General features: G+C 60.9%; 16 protein-coding genes. 13 read left to right on the top strand and 3 right to left on the bottom strand.

Going from position 1 to position 16,300, the window contains the following annotated elements:
- Positions 1 to 102: 102 nt before the first annotated feature.
- The 6 genes from GWK18_RS04615 (at position 103) to GWK18_RS04590 (ending at position 7,375) form a co-directional block, all read left to right on the top strand.
- Positions 103 to 465, top strand: a complete 363-nt coding sequence (locus tag GWK18_RS04615) for a hypothetical protein (protein WP_166833527.1) — start codon at positions 103 to 105, stop codon at positions 463 to 465.
- A gap of 451 nt (positions 466 to 916) precedes the next feature.
- Positions 917 to 3,259 carry a replicative DNA helicase gene (gene dnaB, locus GWK18_RS04610; RefSeq protein ID WP_166833525.1) on the top strand — a complete coding sequence of 781 codons (2,343 nt, stop codon included), beginning with the start codon at positions 917 to 919 and terminating at the stop codon, positions 3,257 to 3,259.
- Positions 3,260 to 3,301: 42 nt separating this feature from the next.
- A complete protein-coding gene (locus GWK18_RS04605) occupies positions 3,302 to 4,138 on the top strand; it encodes a nucleotide-binding protein (protein ID WP_166833522.1) in 837 nt (278 codons plus the stop codon).
- Positions 4,139 to 4,884: 746 nt separating this feature from the next.
- A complete protein-coding gene (locus tag GWK18_RS04600; RefSeq protein ID WP_166833520.1) occupies positions 4,885 to 5,808 on the top strand; it encodes a hypothetical protein in 924 nt (307 codons plus the stop codon).
- Between the two features lie 295 nt (positions 5,809 to 6,103).
- A complete protein-coding gene (locus tag GWK18_RS04595; RefSeq protein ID WP_166833518.1) occupies positions 6,104 to 6,475 on the top strand; it encodes a hypothetical protein in 372 nt (123 codons plus the stop codon).
- 105 nt (positions 6,476 to 6,580) lie between these two features.
- Positions 6,581 to 7,375, top strand: a complete 795-nt coding sequence (locus GWK18_RS04590; RefSeq protein WP_166833516.1) for a hypothetical protein — start codon at positions 6,581 to 6,583, stop codon at positions 7,373 to 7,375.
- Between the two features lie 55 nt (positions 7,376 to 7,430).
- Here the strand turns inward: GWK18_RS04590 and GWK18_RS04585 are convergent, their stop codons facing one another.
- Both GWK18_RS04585 and GWK18_RS04580 read right to left on the bottom strand, forming a co-directional pair.
- Positions 7,431 to 9,143, bottom strand: a complete 1,713-nt coding sequence (locus GWK18_RS04585; protein ID WP_166833514.1) for a BCCT family transporter — start codon at positions 9,141 to 9,143, stop codon at positions 7,431 to 7,433.
- A 30-nt stretch (positions 9,144 to 9,173) separates the two neighbouring features.
- On the bottom strand, positions 9,174 to 10,151 hold the full coding sequence (locus tag GWK18_RS04580; protein ID WP_166833512.1) for a flavin reductase: 978 nt from the start codon (positions 10,149 to 10,151) through the stop codon (positions 9,174 to 9,176).
- A 128-nt stretch (positions 10,152 to 10,279) separates the two neighbouring features.
- On the opposite strand from GWK18_RS04580, the gene GWK18_RS04575 reads away from it, so the two are divergent.
- From GWK18_RS04575 to GWK18_RS04545, 7 genes are all read left to right on the top strand, one after another.
- A complete protein-coding gene (locus tag GWK18_RS04575; RefSeq protein WP_166833510.1) occupies positions 10,280 to 10,975 on the top strand; it encodes a GntR family transcriptional regulator in 696 nt (231 codons plus the stop codon).
- Positions 10,959 to 11,603 (top strand): amino acid synthesis family protein, encoded by a 645-nt coding sequence (locus GWK18_RS04570; protein ID WP_166833508.1) that lies wholly within the window; start codon positions 10,959 to 10,961, stop codon positions 11,601 to 11,603. The genes GWK18_RS04575 and GWK18_RS04570 overlap by 17 nt, the downstream gene beginning before the upstream one ends.
- Positions 11,600 to 12,151, top strand: a complete 552-nt coding sequence (locus tag GWK18_RS04565) for an amino acid synthesis family protein (RefSeq protein ID WP_123824361.1) — start codon at positions 11,600 to 11,602, stop codon at positions 12,149 to 12,151. The genes GWK18_RS04570 and GWK18_RS04565 overlap by 4 nt, the downstream gene beginning before the upstream one ends.
- Before the next feature lie 5 nt (positions 12,152 to 12,156).
- Positions 12,157 to 12,891, top strand: a complete 735-nt coding sequence (locus GWK18_RS04560) for an alpha/beta fold hydrolase (RefSeq protein WP_166833506.1) — start codon at positions 12,157 to 12,159, stop codon at positions 12,889 to 12,891.
- 25 nt (positions 12,892 to 12,916) lie between these two features.
- Positions 12,917 to 14,398, top strand: coding sequence for an aldehyde dehydrogenase (locus GWK18_RS04555; protein ID WP_123824363.1), 1,482 nt, complete (start codon positions 12,917 to 12,919; stop codon positions 14,396 to 14,398).
- A gap of 6 nt (positions 14,399 to 14,404) precedes the next feature.
- Positions 14,405 to 14,614 (top strand): tautomerase family protein, encoded by a 210-nt coding sequence (locus GWK18_RS04550; protein ID WP_166833504.1) that lies wholly within the window; start codon positions 14,405 to 14,407, stop codon positions 14,612 to 14,614.
- A gap of 74 nt (positions 14,615 to 14,688) precedes the next feature.
- Positions 14,689 to 15,735, top strand: a complete 1,047-nt coding sequence (locus tag GWK18_RS04545) for an LLM class flavin-dependent oxidoreductase (protein WP_166833502.1) — start codon at positions 14,689 to 14,691, stop codon at positions 15,733 to 15,735.
- 67 nt (positions 15,736 to 15,802) lie between these two features.
- Here the strand turns inward: GWK18_RS04545 and GWK18_RS04540 are convergent, their stop codons facing one another.
- Positions 15,803 to 16,252 (bottom strand): alpha/beta hydrolase, encoded by a 450-nt coding sequence (locus GWK18_RS04540; RefSeq protein ID WP_166833500.1) that lies wholly within the window; start codon positions 16,250 to 16,252, stop codon positions 15,803 to 15,805.
- Between the last annotated feature and the right edge of the window lie 48 nt (positions 16,253 to 16,300).

Genomic DNA, 16,300 nt, shown 5'->3' with positions numbered 1-16,300 from the left:
GTGACATGTCACTCAAGGTGATCTGTCAACAAGCTGGTAGATGACGGCTGACTGCCGCTGCGCTCCCGTCCACGCGGTGAGCCGTGTGTCAGGATGCAGGGCGTGAGCCCTTCCCGCCCCATGATCCGCAAGAACGACGCCGGTCACCGCTCCGGCGCGCGCCGCCCTCGAAAGCCCGAGCAGCGGCTTTTTCCGATCTCTCTGGGGCTGTGGGTGCTGGCGTTGGTGAGTTTCGTGTTGGCATTCGTGTTGGGGAACACGGGATCCGGAGCAGTGATGTCCCTCAGCTTCATCGGGGGTCTGCTGCTGTCGACCCTGGCGGACGTGGGTGCGTTCCTCACGGCGCTGGCCAGCTCCGTGACCTACCGGAAGCACCGTCCCTGGAACATCGTTCTGCTGCTGGCAACCGTGCTCATCTCCCCGGCCACGTTGCTGGTGGTGCTCCAGGCTGCTCTGACCATGTAGTTGCCGGCCTGGCGCCTGTGGCTCGTGGCCTGGGCCTTGTGGTGGGCCTTGCACTGGGGCATGTAATCGAGCTTGTACTCGGGCATGTGGGAGTTTTCCGCAGATCAGGATCAGCCTTGTGGACAAACCCTGTGGAAAGGTGGGGGACAGCCCGTGGTTTCGGGGCCGACACCGGTGTGACCTGCGATTTCATGTGTTTCAAGCCCCGGTTGAGGCCTGGGTTTGTCCACAGGCGTCCACATGTTGTGCACCGTCTACCCACATCTGACCGCGGCGATCCCCACACGTGTTCCACAAGTTGTCCACAGGCTGTGGGTATTCATTCGAGTCGATCGAGTTCCGGGGCTGCATTGAGTCCCCGACGGTCATTGTGCGGTCGGTGCCGTGGTCCACAATGGTGGTCTGACCGGCGCGCGTCGTCGTCGATCCCGAACCCCTCGAAAGGTCCAGCGTGTCCGAAGATCTCGTGCGCACACCCCCGCATGACAACGTGGCCGAGCAGTCCGTGCTGGGCGGCATGATGCTGTCCAAGGACGCGATCGCGGATGTGGTCGAGGTCGTGATGGGGGCGGACTTCTACCGGCCCGCGCACGAATCCATCTACGAGGCGATCGTGAGCCTCTACGGCAAGGGTGAGCCGGCCGACGCGATCACCGTGGCCGACGAACTCACCAAGCGCGGCGAGCTGGACAACGTGGGTGGTGCGGCCTACATCCACTCCTTGATCTCGTCCGTGCCCACCGCGGCCAACGCCGGGTTCTACGCGGAGATCGTGCAGGAACGGGCTGTGCTGCGGCGCCTGGTGGGGGCCGGGACCAAGATCGTGCAGCTGGGGTACTCGCAGGACGGCGAGGTGGAAACCCTGGTCAACGAGGCACAGTCCGAGATCATGACCGTGGCCGAACGCCGCAATTCCGAGGACTACGTGGCCCTCAAGGAGGTCGTGGAGTCGACGGTCGAGGAGATCGAGGCCGCCGGTGGGAAGTCGGGCATGCAGGGCGTGCCGTCCGGTTTCACGGAGTTCGACGAGCTCACGCACGGTCTGCAGGGCGGGCAGATGATCGTGGTGGCGGCCAGGCCGGCCATGGGCAAATCGACGTTCGCAATCGACATCGCCAGGTCAGCGGCCATCAAACACAACATGACCACGGCGATCTTCTCGTTGGAGATGGCGCGCAACGAGATCGCACTCAAGATCCTGTCGGCCGAAGCGACCCTGAACCTGCAGGATCTCCGCAAGGGCACGTTGCGGGACGAGCAGTGGCAGAAGATCGCCTCCACCATGGGCAAGTTGGATTCGGCGCCGCTGTTCATCGACGATTCCCCGAACATGTCGCTCATGGAGATCCGGGCCAAGTGCCGACGGCTCAAGCAGCGGCATGACCTCAAGCTGGTGGTCCTGGACTACCTGCAGCTCATGAGTTCGGGCAAGAAGGTCGAGTCCCGCCAGCAAGAGGTCTCCGAGTTCTCCCGTGCGCTGAAGCTGTTGGCCAAGGAGCTGGACGTCCCGGTCATCGCGTTGTCCCAGCTCAACCGTGGTTCCGAGCAGCGCACGGACAAGCGGCCGATGGTGTCGGACCTTCGTGAGTCTGGCTGCTTGACCGGGGACACTCGAATCCTGCGGGCAGACACGGGTGCTGAGACCACCATGGCGGACCTGTACTCCTCCGGCGCTCGAGATATTCCCGTGTGGACTCTCGACGACGACATGCGCTACGTGGAGAGGCCGCTCACGCATGTGTTCTCGACCGGGGTGAAGCCGGTGTACAAGCTCACAATGACCTCCGGGCGTGAGATTCGCGCGACGGCGAACCACAAGTTCTTCACGTACGAGGGCTGGATGCCCCTGGCCGAGTTGGAGTCAGGTACGCGCTTGGCCGTTCCGAGGCACGTTGACGGACCGTCGGAACGGGCACATTGGGATGACCAGGAAGTCAAGGAGTTTGCGCGCGTCGTGGCTGTGGGTGGGTCTAACGCAAGAGGCCAACTTGGGTCTATCGCTGCATTACCGAAGGCACAGATTGCAACGTTTGTGCGGGAGGTGGCAGAAGCTGTTGGATCCACTGACGACGACGCCCTCAGCTTGGTCTTGCCCGATGCTGAGATTGCTAACGCTCTGGCCATGGTCCTGCTTCGCTTTGGTGTCATGACATCGATCCGACATACGGCGCCTGCTCCTCGGTGCGAGGTGGTGCCCAGGACTGATGACGACGGATCGAGGCTTGCAACTGTCCTTGGCCTGGAATCAACAGGGCACGAACCACGTGTCGCTAGCTCGACAGAGTCTGAAGCACCCATGGTCCAGGGGCCGTGGGCCGAAGTTGGTCGGATTCTGGCGGAACCACAAACTCAGCACAGGCTGCCCGATTCGGTTGGGACAGCAGCTTCGAATCAGGTCGTATCCAGTGTGGCCACTGAACCTTCCCGTCAGCGCCTGGCCCGCATTGCGGAAGTGCTCGACTCGGAGGAGCTCGAGGTCGAGGCGACGAATGACGTGTTCTGGGACCAGGTCAAGGCCATAGAACTTGATGGAGAGGAAGAGGTCTTCGACGCCACGGTGGTCGGGACGCACAACTTTGTGGCCAATGGCATCACCGTTCACAACTCGATCGAGCAGGATGCGGACATGGTGATCCTGCTGCATCGCGACGACGTGTACGACAAGGAGTCGCCGCGGGCGGGAGAGGCGGACGTGATCGTGGCCAAGCACCGTAACGGCCCCACCAAGACCATCGTGGTGGCGTTTCAAGGGCACTACTCGAGGTTCGCGAACATGGCGCACGAGGGGTTCTGACCGGAATGATGCTGAAGAAGAGCTGAAGAAGGGAATATACACATGGTCGCAAAATTGGTCCAAGATCCCCAAAAGCTACGAGAGTTGCTTAATCAAGCAATTCAGCAAGGGAAAAATCTCCTGGAGTATGAATCAAGTGATGCTGAGGTGCTCCGTGACGGCTATGAATCTTGGAATAGGAGAAATGAAATACTCTTAGACTCTGCATTTGAAGCGGGCGGGTTCCTCGATCCCACTCCCAAGAGTGACTACTCAGATTTTCGCGGCTTGAACTATTTCATGGGTACACTCAATCTCGATGGCGAGATTGATACCGGAAAGCTCCGCTCTGATATAAAAGTTCGCTCAGTTCGCCTTATAGATATTGCCAAAAATATTGATATCTATCCCCTAAAGGAACGTGAACAGATGGATTCAGGGGCTAGGAAAGACATCCAAAAGAACAAAGCCTTTATTATTCATGGACAAGAAGAGCTACCTAGGTACATGGTGCTAGACCTTCTTCGCCGTGCAACGGATGTCGAACCTGTTGTCCTGGTGGACCAGCCCAATTCAGGGCGAACCATTATTGAAAAACTGGAAGACTCTCTCGGAGACTCTGCTGCGTATGCAGTTGTGATCATGTCTGCAGATGACGTAGGTGGACGAAGAGACGGCCATCAATCGCCCAGGGCACGTCAGAACGTGGTCCTAGAACTGGGGTATGCTATGGCTCGCCTCGGCAGACGTAATATAACAGTCCTGCATGGACAGGATGTGGAAATACCATCGGACATTCAGGGCGTTGCCTATTATCCATTAGATGACGGATCCTGGCAAAACAGACTCCTTGGGGACCTCAAGGCGGCAGGATTTGATGTTCATTTTGATAGGCTGTAAAAGTTTCTGAATAGACGGAAAAACATGCCATGTTCAATTCCGAATCCTTTGTATAGTCCGCCGCGGGTATCCTCCTGAGCACTTACAATTGGTACGATTTGGAGTAGTATTTTCCTTATTGTGATGTATCTTGTTCGCGTGTCTCTTTGCAGTCAATAAGAGACACGTCCTGGAAGATATTAATATTTCCAGAACAACCAGCCATAGCGCCCACTACTTATCCCACCACACTATTGAGACATCGCAATTCATCCAGGATAACTCGGACCAAGCTATCTGAAAAGTGAAGGGTGTCTTCTGAGAGCTGGGTTAAAGTAGGATCCACAAGTTCGGCCCTTATCATCCCACTCGTCCATCAGGGAAATGCTAACATGTTTAGGATCAATTATTTGGAGCAAACCCGAGGAGGGTGTAAGTAGTTGAAAACTACTCGCATTCGGAATCTAGTAAAGCATTTGCCCATCTGGCTCGAGCGTATCTTCATAGGGGATGAAAGGCCTGTAGATGAGGGCAGTGAATCATCCGGGGATGATCGAAAGACTAGTCAAGAGCGAATTTTACGGATGGGGCGGATGCTTGAAGAGTACGCGAGCAGCTCCCGTAGATGGCGATTTATACTTTCAGTTGTGCTAACAGCATACGTTTTCCATTACTATATTCTAGTCTTGCTTAACGGGTCGGATAGGATTTCAAATCTGTGGAGTATTGGCTTATCAAATGACATGGTTCGCGTTATATACTCGGGCATGAGCCGGGAGGCAGTGCTATCTGCTCTTTTGTCTTTTCTTGGCGTCCAGGCTGCGGTAGTTCTTTCTACTGTATTAATTGATACGAGATCGAGCGAGAAGAACGTTGTTCTTCAGGAGAACGAGACCCATCTTGAAGGAATTCAGTTCATCATCGGTGGTTTACTCACATTTATCGGGGCGTACCTTTCGGCTGTTGATATCCATCGAAGCATCATGGCAATTGCGCATAACCGTTGGGATCTCGTAGTTATATTTCCCGCTTTGTTGTTTGGAGTGATTTCGATAGTTGCTGGAGCCCTCTCTCAACTACGCGGCGGGTTTCTGAGAAGTGCCGTCGAGGGCTGGAGCGACCTTAATCTTTCGCTGAGTCGTTTACGCAGGAGTTCAATTTCTTACACGAGAAGATTTTTTATTCGATCCAAATATATTAGATTAACCTATTTCATTTTTTCAGGATGGAGGATGTGGATACTGCAGGGCACATCTTTCGTTTTCGTTTTTACTTTTCTTATCGTGAATAATAGCAATTTGGTAGTTGCCATCGCTTTGGGGTTGGCAGTAGAATGTGCGATCGCAATGTGGTGGTTTATATGGAGATTCTACGGCACAAGTAATCTGCCATCCAGTAAGAAGCGCATTGATAGAATTGGTGATACCATCATCCTGATAATGTTCAGCAGCGCCTTGGGGCTTATTCTCGTATTTGTGATGGCATCTTTTATTGAACCGCTAGGTTTTTGGTTTGCAATGACTCTTGCATGGCAAATGATTATGGCGTTTCTTGCTGCACTCTTTCATAATCGATTCAATTTTGTGTTTTACAAGCGGAATATTGCTAGAGCCGTGCATGAAGAGTCTGTTATCCAGAATAAGATGATGAACATTGAAAAGTGGGTAGATTTCGCAATGGAGAGTACATGAAATAATATTAGGCGCGGGAGAATATGCTGTAAGTTGATATAGTCTAGCTCCGGCCCTAGGTCAATTGGTGGCTGTGGGTAGAATTTCACATGGAGCCTTAGGTCTGCAGCGGGCTTATCGATGCAAGAGGGGCGACGAAGTATTTACCTGGAAAACGGACCATAAATTTGGAAAAAAATCTCTGATATTCGTGCAGTGGCGGATAATTACTTATACCAAATTGGTGATATTCCTTTGTTAGCTCAATTGACGAAACCAGGCCTCGATCATCGTTGCCCTGACCTAGCATGAAGGTATGCGCAACAAGGTCACGATCACCCCCGAATCCCTGGTTGTCGAAACGATCGGTCTGGACAAGCTCTGGGCCGTCAAGAAGTCCCTGACCGTGCCGTGGGCACACGTCCGCGGCGCGGCGCACACCCCCGAAGTCAAGGACCAGGCCAAGGGCTGGCGCGGTCCAGGGCTGCGTTGGCGCGACAAGTTGACCGGGACGTTCCACGCGGACGACGCCCGACAGTTCTGGAACGTCAGCGGCTACCAGGACGCGATCACGATTGACCTGGTTGATGAACCGTATTCGCAGGTCATCATCAGCATCGACGATCCCGTCGGCACCGCCGAGCGGATCAACACTGCTGCTCACGGCGCGGGCGTGAGCGAGGCCTGAGGCCGGACACCCAAGACCGACCCCCAGCACAATCGCGTGACTACGAGCCCCGGGGACCAGGCCCACTCAAGGCGAGCCGCGCCGTCGTTGGCGTAGTCTCGCCCGGTGGCCACATCCCCCGAACCCCAATCGACCGAACCGCCGGCGCCGGAACCAACCACCCGCCCCGACGACCACGACGACGCCCCACCCCTGGGCAGTCGCTACCAACGTCTGGATGCGGCTGCCGTCAGGCTCTCCACCGCCACGCTCCAGGACCGCATCCGTTCGCGCTTCCCGGATCGCGGCCTGTGGGAGGTCTGCGGCGAGCTGCTGGCCATGGTGGACGAGGTCAGCACCGACAGCGGGATCAGCCGTCGTCGTGTCCGCCTGGCACGGGTTCTTTCCCGGCTGGGGGTCCTGGCACTGGTGGCGTTCATGGTGGGCGCGATCGGCCTGGCCGCGGCCGACATCATGTCCACGCCGGACGCGCTGACACCCGTGGACTGGCTGCCGCTGATCGAGACGATCATCAACGACCTGGTCTTCGTGGGTATCGCCGTGTTCTTCCTGGTCGCAGTCCCCGAACGCTTGGAGCGTGCCCGCGTTCTACGCCTGCTGCACCGGTTGCGCTCGCTGGCCCACGTGATCGACATGCACCAACTCACCAAGGTCCCCGAACGGCTCGAACGCGGTTCCAGGGCCGATGGCGGCCTGGACCTCACTCGCGGGGAACTCACGCACTACCTGGACTATTGCACGGAGATGCTCTCCCTGGTGGGCAAGACAGCCGCGCTGTTCGCCGAGGACACCACGGACGGTGACGTGCTCGACGCCGTCGAAGGCATGGAGACCCTGACCTCGGACATGGCCCGCAAGGTGTGGCAGAAGATCGCGATCATCCAGACCCAGGGGGCCTGAGCACGGGGCCCGGATCCACGACGACGGTGGTCCGGGCCCCTCTGGCAGTTTGGGATCACTCCGGGAGATCGACCTTTCGAAGCGATCCCGTCCGGAGGTCCTCCCGACGGACCACGCGGTATCGGTCGAACCGTCGGTCCTCACGCAGCTGCAGGATCAGGGACACTCCGAGCAGCGCCACGATGATCGTGAAAGGCAGGGCCGAGATCATCGCCGTCTGTTGTAGGGCCGTGAGCCCGCCGACCAGGAACAGGAACAGCGCCACGATTCCGGTCAAGGCACCCCACACGGTCAGGACGGGACGGGTGGGTTCCAGGGTCCCTCGGGACGTGAGCATGGAGAGCACGAACGTGTTCGCGTCGGCACCCGAGACGAAGTACAGGATGACCAGGATGATGCCGATCACCGAGGTCACCTCGACCAGTGGCAGGTGTGCCAGCGTGTCGAAGAACGCCTGATTCGGATTCTCCAGGGCGGCCTTGCCGATGGCGCCGTCGCCGTCCATGTCGAACTTGATCGCGGTGCCGCCGAAGATCGTGAACCAGATGAAGAACACCAGGCTGGGAACGATCATGACGCCCAACACGAATTCACGGATCGTGCGCCCCCGGGAGATCTTGGCCAGGAACACCCCCACGAAGGCGCCCCAGCTGAGCCACCAGGCCAGCATGAAGTAGGTCCACCACTGGTACCACTGCACCTCGTCCGGGGAGGCAGGGGTCATGAAGCTGACCTTGAAGAAGTCGTTGACGTACTGCCCCGAGGCCTCGAAGAAGATGTTGGAGATGAAGTTCGTGGGGCCGGTGACCAGCACGAACAGGGCCAGGCCAACGGAGAGCACGGCGGTGCTCTGGCTCAGGAACTTGATGCCGCGGTTCACACCGGACAGGGCGGAGAGCGTGAAGATCACCGTGATCCCGGCAATGATGGCGACCTTCACGAACGTTGTCTCCGGGATTCCCAGCACCCGGTTGATGCCTTCGGCGATCTGCGAGGCACCCAGCCCCAAGGACGTCGTGGTGCCGAACAGCGTGGCCAACACGGCGAAGATGTCAATCACCTTGCCCGCCCAACCATCCATCGCCGTGCCGAAGATCGGCTTGAGCATGGGGGAGACCAGCCCCGTGTTGCCGCGGCGGTGGGTCGAATAGGCGATGGCCAGACCGAAGACGCCGAACACGCCCCAAGCGTGCGGGCCCCAGTCGAAGTACGAGAACTGCAGCGCGCGCACGGCGGCTTCGTGCGTGCCGGTGTCCGCCAGTCCGTGCGGGGGAGACGCGAAGTGGCTGATCGGCTCGGCCACCCCGTAGCTGATCAAACCGATTCCCATGACGGCAGAGAGGATCATGGCCAGCCAGGAGAAGGTGCTGAACTCAGGCCGCTCGTCGTCGGAGGCGCTCAGTCGGGTCTCCCCGAAGCGGCTGAAACCCAGGAAGACCATGAGCGCAATGCACCCGAAGGACACCAACAGGTAGGTCCAGCCCACGCTGCCGGCCACCCAGTTCATGATCCCGGTCAGGGAGCCGCCCAGGCTCTCCGGGGCCAGGGCCGCCCAGGCGGTGAAGGCCAGGACGAGGACGATGGAGATCCAGAAGACGGTGCCCGGACGGTGCCGTAGGCGATCCGCCTCCAGGACAGCCGGGGTGGGGCCGGACTCCGGTTCCAGCCCGTGTCCAGCGAATTCAGGCTCGTCCGGGTGTGCAACGTAGCCGGGGCCGTGCCCGTCCCAATGGATCCGGTGCCGCTTCTGGGGCGTGAGGTCGTCCATGATTTCATCCGTTCCTGTGGATCCGATGCCCTAGTCCAGGGGATCGAGATTTCGGCTGTCGAAGAACTTGCCGGCCTTGTAGATGATGGGTTCGTCCTTCGAGGTCTCGGCGTGGACCACCCGCCCGATGAACACGGTGTGGGTCAGGGCCTGGAAGCGCTCCTTGACCTCCACCTCGACCGCGGCGGCCGAGCCGTCGATCAGGGGTGAACCATTGGGGCCTTCGTGCCACGGCACGCGGGCGAACTTGTCCTTGTCCTTGGAGGCAAAGACCCCGAGCGTCTCCCGCTGTTCACAGCTGAGGATGTTGATCCCCAGGTGCTTCCCGCGGAACAGGGACGGGTAGGTGGAGGAGGTCTTCTGCACGCAGAACAGCACCAGGGGCGGGTCCAGGGAGACGGAGTTGTAGGAGCTGACCGCCAGCCCCTTGGGGGTGCCGGTCTCGTCCAGGACGGACACCACCGTCACACCGGAGACGAACTGGCGGTTGAAGGCCTTGAGCATTTCTCGGTGCGGGGTGCCGTCCAGGTTGTCGACGACGGGGTCGACGGTGTGTTCCTCGAATGCCGAAGCCAGGGAGGACAGACCCAAGTCGTTCAACAGCTGTGTTGCATCCCAGGTCACGTCCTCGGAAATGATCTTTCCGTCCTGGACCGTCACCAGGTTCGACCCGTAGGTCTCCACGGTGCCGCCCGTGGGTGGGACACCGTTGAGGGACTCGGTGAAGGTGCCCGTGGAGTGCCAGTACACGGCGGCGCAGTCGCCTTCGACCAGGATCCGGTCGATGGAGGTGTGGAGATCGGGCAGGGCTTCACGAATCTTGAGGATCTCGTCCTTGACTTCGTCGATCCCGGACCTGAGCCCGGAGTTAGTGAGGCGCCGGACGTAGTCAGGGCTCACTATTTCGTCCAGGGCATTGACGTTTCCGGAGTCCCAGGCCTTGCTCCAGGCGGATTCGATGTCGCTTCGGAGTGTGTCTTTGAGGTGTGAAATGCCGGTCTCTTGCATGCAAGGAAGGCTAGGGATGTGATGCCCGTTACGTCAAGAGGGCACCGAGAATCCGGATGTATGCCGAGATCACGGCACTTGTCATGTGATCGTTGACACTTCAGGCGGGTAAGTCGTACGGTTCTTGTATGCAAGAAACGAATCAAAGCTCCGCGGTCAAGATGACTGACGTCTCGCTGCTTGACAGGGTGCGTGACCTGGTCCTCGGGGGCGAGTACGAGCCGGGTGACCTGGTGCCGGAGCAGACGCTGGCCGAGCAGTTCGGGGTCAGCCGTACCCCGGTCCGCGAGGTTCTCAAGCAGTTGCAGAACGAGGGCCTGGTTGAGATTCGTCCCCGCGTGGGGACCTTCGTCCGCCACCCATCCCAGCGAGAGATCGTTGAACTGTTCCAGCTCAAGGAAGCACTGGAAGGTTTGGCGGCCGGCCTGCTGGCCCAACGGGGTGCTGTTCCGGAACTGCATAGTCTTGAGGAGAATCTGGTGGCCTCCGATCGCGCTGCCTTGGACGGAGACAGTCAGCGCTATGCCGAACTGGTCCACGAATTCCACTGGACGATCGTGCGTGGCTCCGACAACCAGAAACTGCTCGAGCACTACCAACGGCTCATGAACCAGTTGGCGTATCACCGGATCGTGACTCGCACCGTTGCGGATCCCGCCCGGCTCATCAACTCCAACAGTGAACACCACAAGGTGGTTGACGCGATCCGCAACAAGAACGCGGTCAACGCCGAGTTCAGCATGCGCCAGCACGTCAACGCTTCGAGCCAGGCGGCACTGGTTTCCCGCGGGGACGAAGGGTCTAGTGATGACGTCACAGGCTGACCAGTCCACCACCTTCGAATCTCTCGGCCACCAGTTGGGTGTCCGCAGGATCTTCACCGTGCTCCAAGAAGTGCGGGAGGAGGGTGGCCACCCCTTGGACCGCCCCGTGCGTCAGGCCGCAGCGGTGGCTGTGTTGAGCAACCCTTGGTCCGGTACCGGCGTGGACCAGGACCTGGGGGAGCGAACCCGCGACGTCGCGCCCGTCCTGGCCAAACTGTTGACGGACCGCCTGCTCGTAGCGCTCGGCGGCAAGGACGCGATCCAGACCTTCGGCAAGGCCGCCCTGGTCGGAACCGACGGCGAGCTGGAACACGCGGCTGCACTGATCCATACGCCCTACTTCGGCAACCTGGTCCGCGAGCTGCTGGGGGGTACCGCGATCATCTGCTTCACCGACGGTCGTTCCGAACCCGGTCCGGACCTCAAGGTCCCGCTGTGGCACAAGACCACGGCGGGATTGCGCGACTACTACCAAACCATCGACCTGCACCTGCCGGATGCCCCCCACCCGGACGAGATTTGCGTAATCGCGGCCGCCTCCGATGGCCCCAGACCGTTTCCCCGCATCGGGGACCGACAAACCGACCCCGACGTCGACACCACCATCCTGAAAGGACTCCTGTCATGAGAATCCGCAAAGTCACCACGATCGTCGAAGAGATCCTGGGAGAGGGCGGCCGGGAGGTCGACCCGACCGCGCGCGTCGCCGTCGTGGCCGCTGTGATCGATAATCCCTGGGCCGGAGAGGGATTCGTGGAAGATCTGGCCCCGGGAATCGACGCCGTGGCCTCTGATCTCGGAGCTGTCCTGGCTCCCCGTGTCATGGAGGCTCTGGGCGCTCCGCTGGAGGCCTACGGCAAGGCCGCGATCGTGGGTATCGACGGCGAGATCGAGCACGGCTCCGCGTTGATCCACACCCTCAAGTTCGGCAACCACTTCCGGGACGCCGCCAACGCGAGCACCTTGCTGCCCGCCGTCGAAAAGCGCGGACTGGCCGGAGCCACCTTTGACATCCCACTCAAGCACTTCACCGACGCCACGATCCGGTCCCACCACCAGACCACGGAAGTGCGGATCGCCGACGCGCCGCACCCGCATGAGATCGTGATCGCGCTCGCTGGGGCCACACGTGGCCGTCCGCAGCAGCGCCTGGCGGATCTCTCGACCGAGCGGTAGATCTCATGGCCGGCAATGACTCGTCGACTCCCGTGGTCCTGCTGCACGGGGTGGGCTTGGACCGGACGATCTGGGCCGAGCTCGAGGGGCTCTTGGACCGCCCCGTGCACGCTCTCGACCTTCCCGGACACGGTGAGCAGCCGCCCTTGACGTCGGAGACCACACTCGCGGAGCTCTCCCAGGACGTCTTGGACCGGCTTCCGGAGGGCAAGGTCCACCTGGTGGGGTTCTCGCTCGGTGCGCTGATCGCCATGCACATCGCTGCCCATCACCCCGAGCGGGTCGAGACCTTGGCCCTGCTCAGCGCGGTGTGTGAGCGCACGGAGGAGGAAGCTGCGGCCGTGGCCACGCGGTTGACCGCAGCCCGTCAGGACTTCGCGGGAAGCATGGCAACGGCACTGGACCGCTGGTTCCCGGAAACGACGGCGAACAGCGCGGTGCTGCGGGAGAGCACCCGTTCGATGCTGTTCGCCAATGACCCCGGGTCCTACGTGAGGGCCTACGAGGTCTTTGCCACGGGCGATCGGCAGATCGCCGGGGACCTAGCCCTGATCCAAGCCCCGACGCTCATGATCACCGGTGCGGAGGACCCTGGCTCCACACCGGACATGAGCCACAGACTCCACGACCGGATCCAGGAGTCCACCGTGACGATCATCCCCGATGCCCGCCACATGATCCCCGTTACCCACCCCCGGGTGCTCGCCCGTGAACTCACGCGGCATTTCGCCCAGGGGTAAGCCCCAGAACAGGAAGGACAGCGTGATGACTGAACTCATCAACCACTTCATCGGCGGCGAGCACGTTGCCCCCAGTTCCGGTGAATACATTCCCAGCACGAACCCCGCAACCCTGGACAAGTTGTACGAATTCGCCCGGGGCAACAAGGCGGACGTCGACCGGGCGGTTCAGAGCGCCAAGACCACGTTCGAGTCCTCCGCCTGGAAACGCACGACGGCAACCCAGCGCGGTCACCTGCTCCGTCGCCTGGCCGATCTGGTCGGAGAGAACACCGAGGAACTGGCCCGCAACGAAACCCTGGACAACGGCAAGCTGCTGAGGGAGATGGTGGGGCAGCTCAAGACCCTGCCGGAGTACCTCTACTACTACGCCGGTCTGGCCGACAAGGTTCAGGGTTCCCAGATCCCCACGAACTCGCTGGACATCATCAATTTCACGCAGCGGGAGCCCCTGGGCGTGGTCGGTGCGATCACCCCGTGGAACTCTCCGTTGACGCTGACGGTCTCCAAGCTGGCCCCCGCGCTGGCTGCCGGGAACACGATTGTCATCAAGCCCAGCGAGTACACCACGCGGAACATCGTGCGGCTCGCGGAACTGGCGTACGAGGCAGGGTTCCCGGCCGGTGCCGTCAACGTGGTGTCCGGAACCGGAGCGGAGGCGGGTGCTCCGCTGGTCGATCACCCGGACATCGCCAAGATCTCCTTCACCGGATCGACCGCCACCGGGTCTGCCATCGGTGCCTCAGCGGGTGCCCGCTTCATCGGGTGCACGCTGGAACTCGGTGGTAAGAGCCCCAACATCGTGTTCGAGGACGCGGACGTGTCCAACGCAGCCATGGGTGTGGTCGCGGGGATCTTCGCTGCGGCCGGTCAGACGTGCATTGCCGGTTCCCGGGTGTTCGCGCACCGAAGCGTGTACGACGAACTGCTCGCGCGGGTCAGCGAACGGGCCGCGACCATCAAGATTGGTGACCCGTTGGAGCAGAGCACGGAGCTGGGCCCGCTGGCTTTCGAGTCGCAGCTCGAAAAGGTCAGGTCTTACATCGACATCGGCGTGGGTGAGGGCGCCACGGTGTACTCGGGAGGCAATCGCCCCGAAATCGACCTCCCCGGGTATTTCCTGGAGCCCACCGTGCTGACCGGCACCACCAATGACATGCGGGTGTGCCGGGAGGAGATCTTCGGCCCCGTCGCAGCGGTCATGCCGTTCGACACGGAGGAGGAGGTGCTGCGGCTGGCCAACGACACGACCTACGGTCTGGCGGCGGGCGTGTGGACCTCCAACCTGCAGCGGGCCATGCGGATGTCCCAAGGGCTTCAGGCCGGGACGGTGTGGATCAACATGTATCGCGCCATGTCCCCGCAGTCCCCTCGGCAGGGGTTCAAGACCTCCGGGGTGGGTATCGAGCACGGACTGGAGTCCATGAACGAGTACACCAAGCTCAAGTCCGTGTGGATCAACACGGACGAAGGGCCCATGGCCGATCCCTTCGTGATGAGGGGCTGATCGCGCATGCCGATTATCGACATCTCCATTGCCAAGGGTCGCACCCCCGAACAACTGCGAAACCTCATCGACGGCGTTCATCGGGTCGCGGAAACGACGACGGGCGCCGCTCCGGAGAACATCACGGTTCTGGTCCGTGAGGTCGAGCCCAGCCTGTGGGCCCGGACCAACCAGACCATCACCGAGCGAACCAGCACGACCCGTACACAGTCCTGACTGCGGAACTGACCACAGAACTCACGAAATCGCGACGTCGCCGAGGACGTCGTGGGATCCGGAAGGGAGCAATCATGCGATTCTCACTGTTCATCCACATGGAGCGTTGGGACGACTCCGTGAGCGAGAAGGAGCACTGGGACAACCTGGTCGAACTGGTCCAGATTGCCGAGAAGGGCGGTTTCGGCACCGTATGGATCGGGGAGCACCACTCCATGGAGTACACCGCCTCGCCCAACCCGATGGTCCAGCTGGGATACCTGGCGGCCAGGACCGAAAAGATCCGCCTGGGTGCGGGAACGATCGTGGCTCCGTTCTGGAACCCGATCCGCGCGGCCGGTGAGACCGCCCTGCTGGACGTCATCAGCAACGGCCGCGCCGAGGTGGGTGTGGCTCGCGGTGCGTACCAGTTCGAGTTCAACCGACTCTGCGGCGGCATACCCGCAGCCGACGGTGGCAAGTACCTCCGCGAACTGGTTCCCGCCATGGAGCAGCTGTGGAACGGGGACTACGAACACGACGGCGAGATCTGGCGGTTCCCGGTCTCCACCTCCGTTCCCAAACCCCTCAACCCCTCCAACCCGCCGATCTGGATCGCCGCGCGCAGCGAGGAGACCCATCACTGGGCCGTGGAGAACGGCTGGAACGTCCAGGTCACGCCGTTGATGAAGGGCGACGAGGAGGTCCAGGACCTCATGGACAAGTTCAACGCCGCCGTCGCAGCTCATCCGGAGGTGGAGAAGCGCCCGGAGATCATGGTGCTCAAACACACCTATGTCCACGCCACGGAGGATGCCGAGGGGTGGCGGCCCGCGGCGGATGCCATCAATCGGTTCTACCGGACCTTCCAGTCCTGGGCCTTCGGCAAGGACGAACCCGTCAATGGCTTCAAGGATCCGGCACCTCTGGAGGCTGTGGCCGAACGTCCCGAGTTTGCGGCTGACTCCCTGCACAAGACCGCGATGATCGGCACCCCGGACGAGGTGTCCGAACGGATCCAGCGGTACCAGGACATGGGCTACGACGAATACAGCTACTGGACCGACAACGGGATGACGCACGAGGAGAAGAAGCGCTCCCTGCAGTTGTTCGTGGACCAGGTGGTTCCGCGGTTCCAGTGAGGACAACTGCCTGACCGGCATCGGGCGGACAGTCGCTGAGGAGGCGGCTGCCCGCCCGGTGTCGTCGTCATGGGTGCAGAACCTTGAGTACGGCGGGCAGTTCGGTGACGCCGTCGTCGTCCAGGAAGTGACCGGCGCCGGGCACCACCCGAGCCTGGATACCTAGTTGATGTGCGAAGTCGTCGCTGAGGTCTGCCGGAACCAGCGCATCGTTGTCTGAGCGCAGGACTGCGCTCCGGCCCAGGGCGGGCCGAACCGCCGACAGATCCAGACTGCGGGCGACGACGGCGGTGCCGGCTTCAAGCTGCCCGATGGCATCGACCACCCGTGGGATCCAGGTGGCGGCATCAGGACGCTCGGGATCGGGGAGAGAGACCACGTTCGCGTGGGGGATCCGATCCGCAAGCCAACCGAACCAGTGGTCGTGGGCCGTGGCGCCGAAGCCGTGGACGATCACGACCTTGTCCGGGAAGCTGATTCGATCGGTGCCAGCGGGAATGTGGTTGGTCGATGTCATGTTCGGGAGGTTAGACCTTGACGCCAGCGTCAGGGTCAAGTGCTGGCG

The organism is Kocuria sp. JC486, assembly GCF_011602805.1.
Lineage (GTDB): Bacteria > Actinomycetota > Actinomycetes > Actinomycetales > Micrococcaceae > Kocuria > Kocuria soli.
The sequence above is the reverse complement of the archived record's forward strand: the minus strand, read 5'-3'. Positions and strand labels throughout refer to the sequence as shown.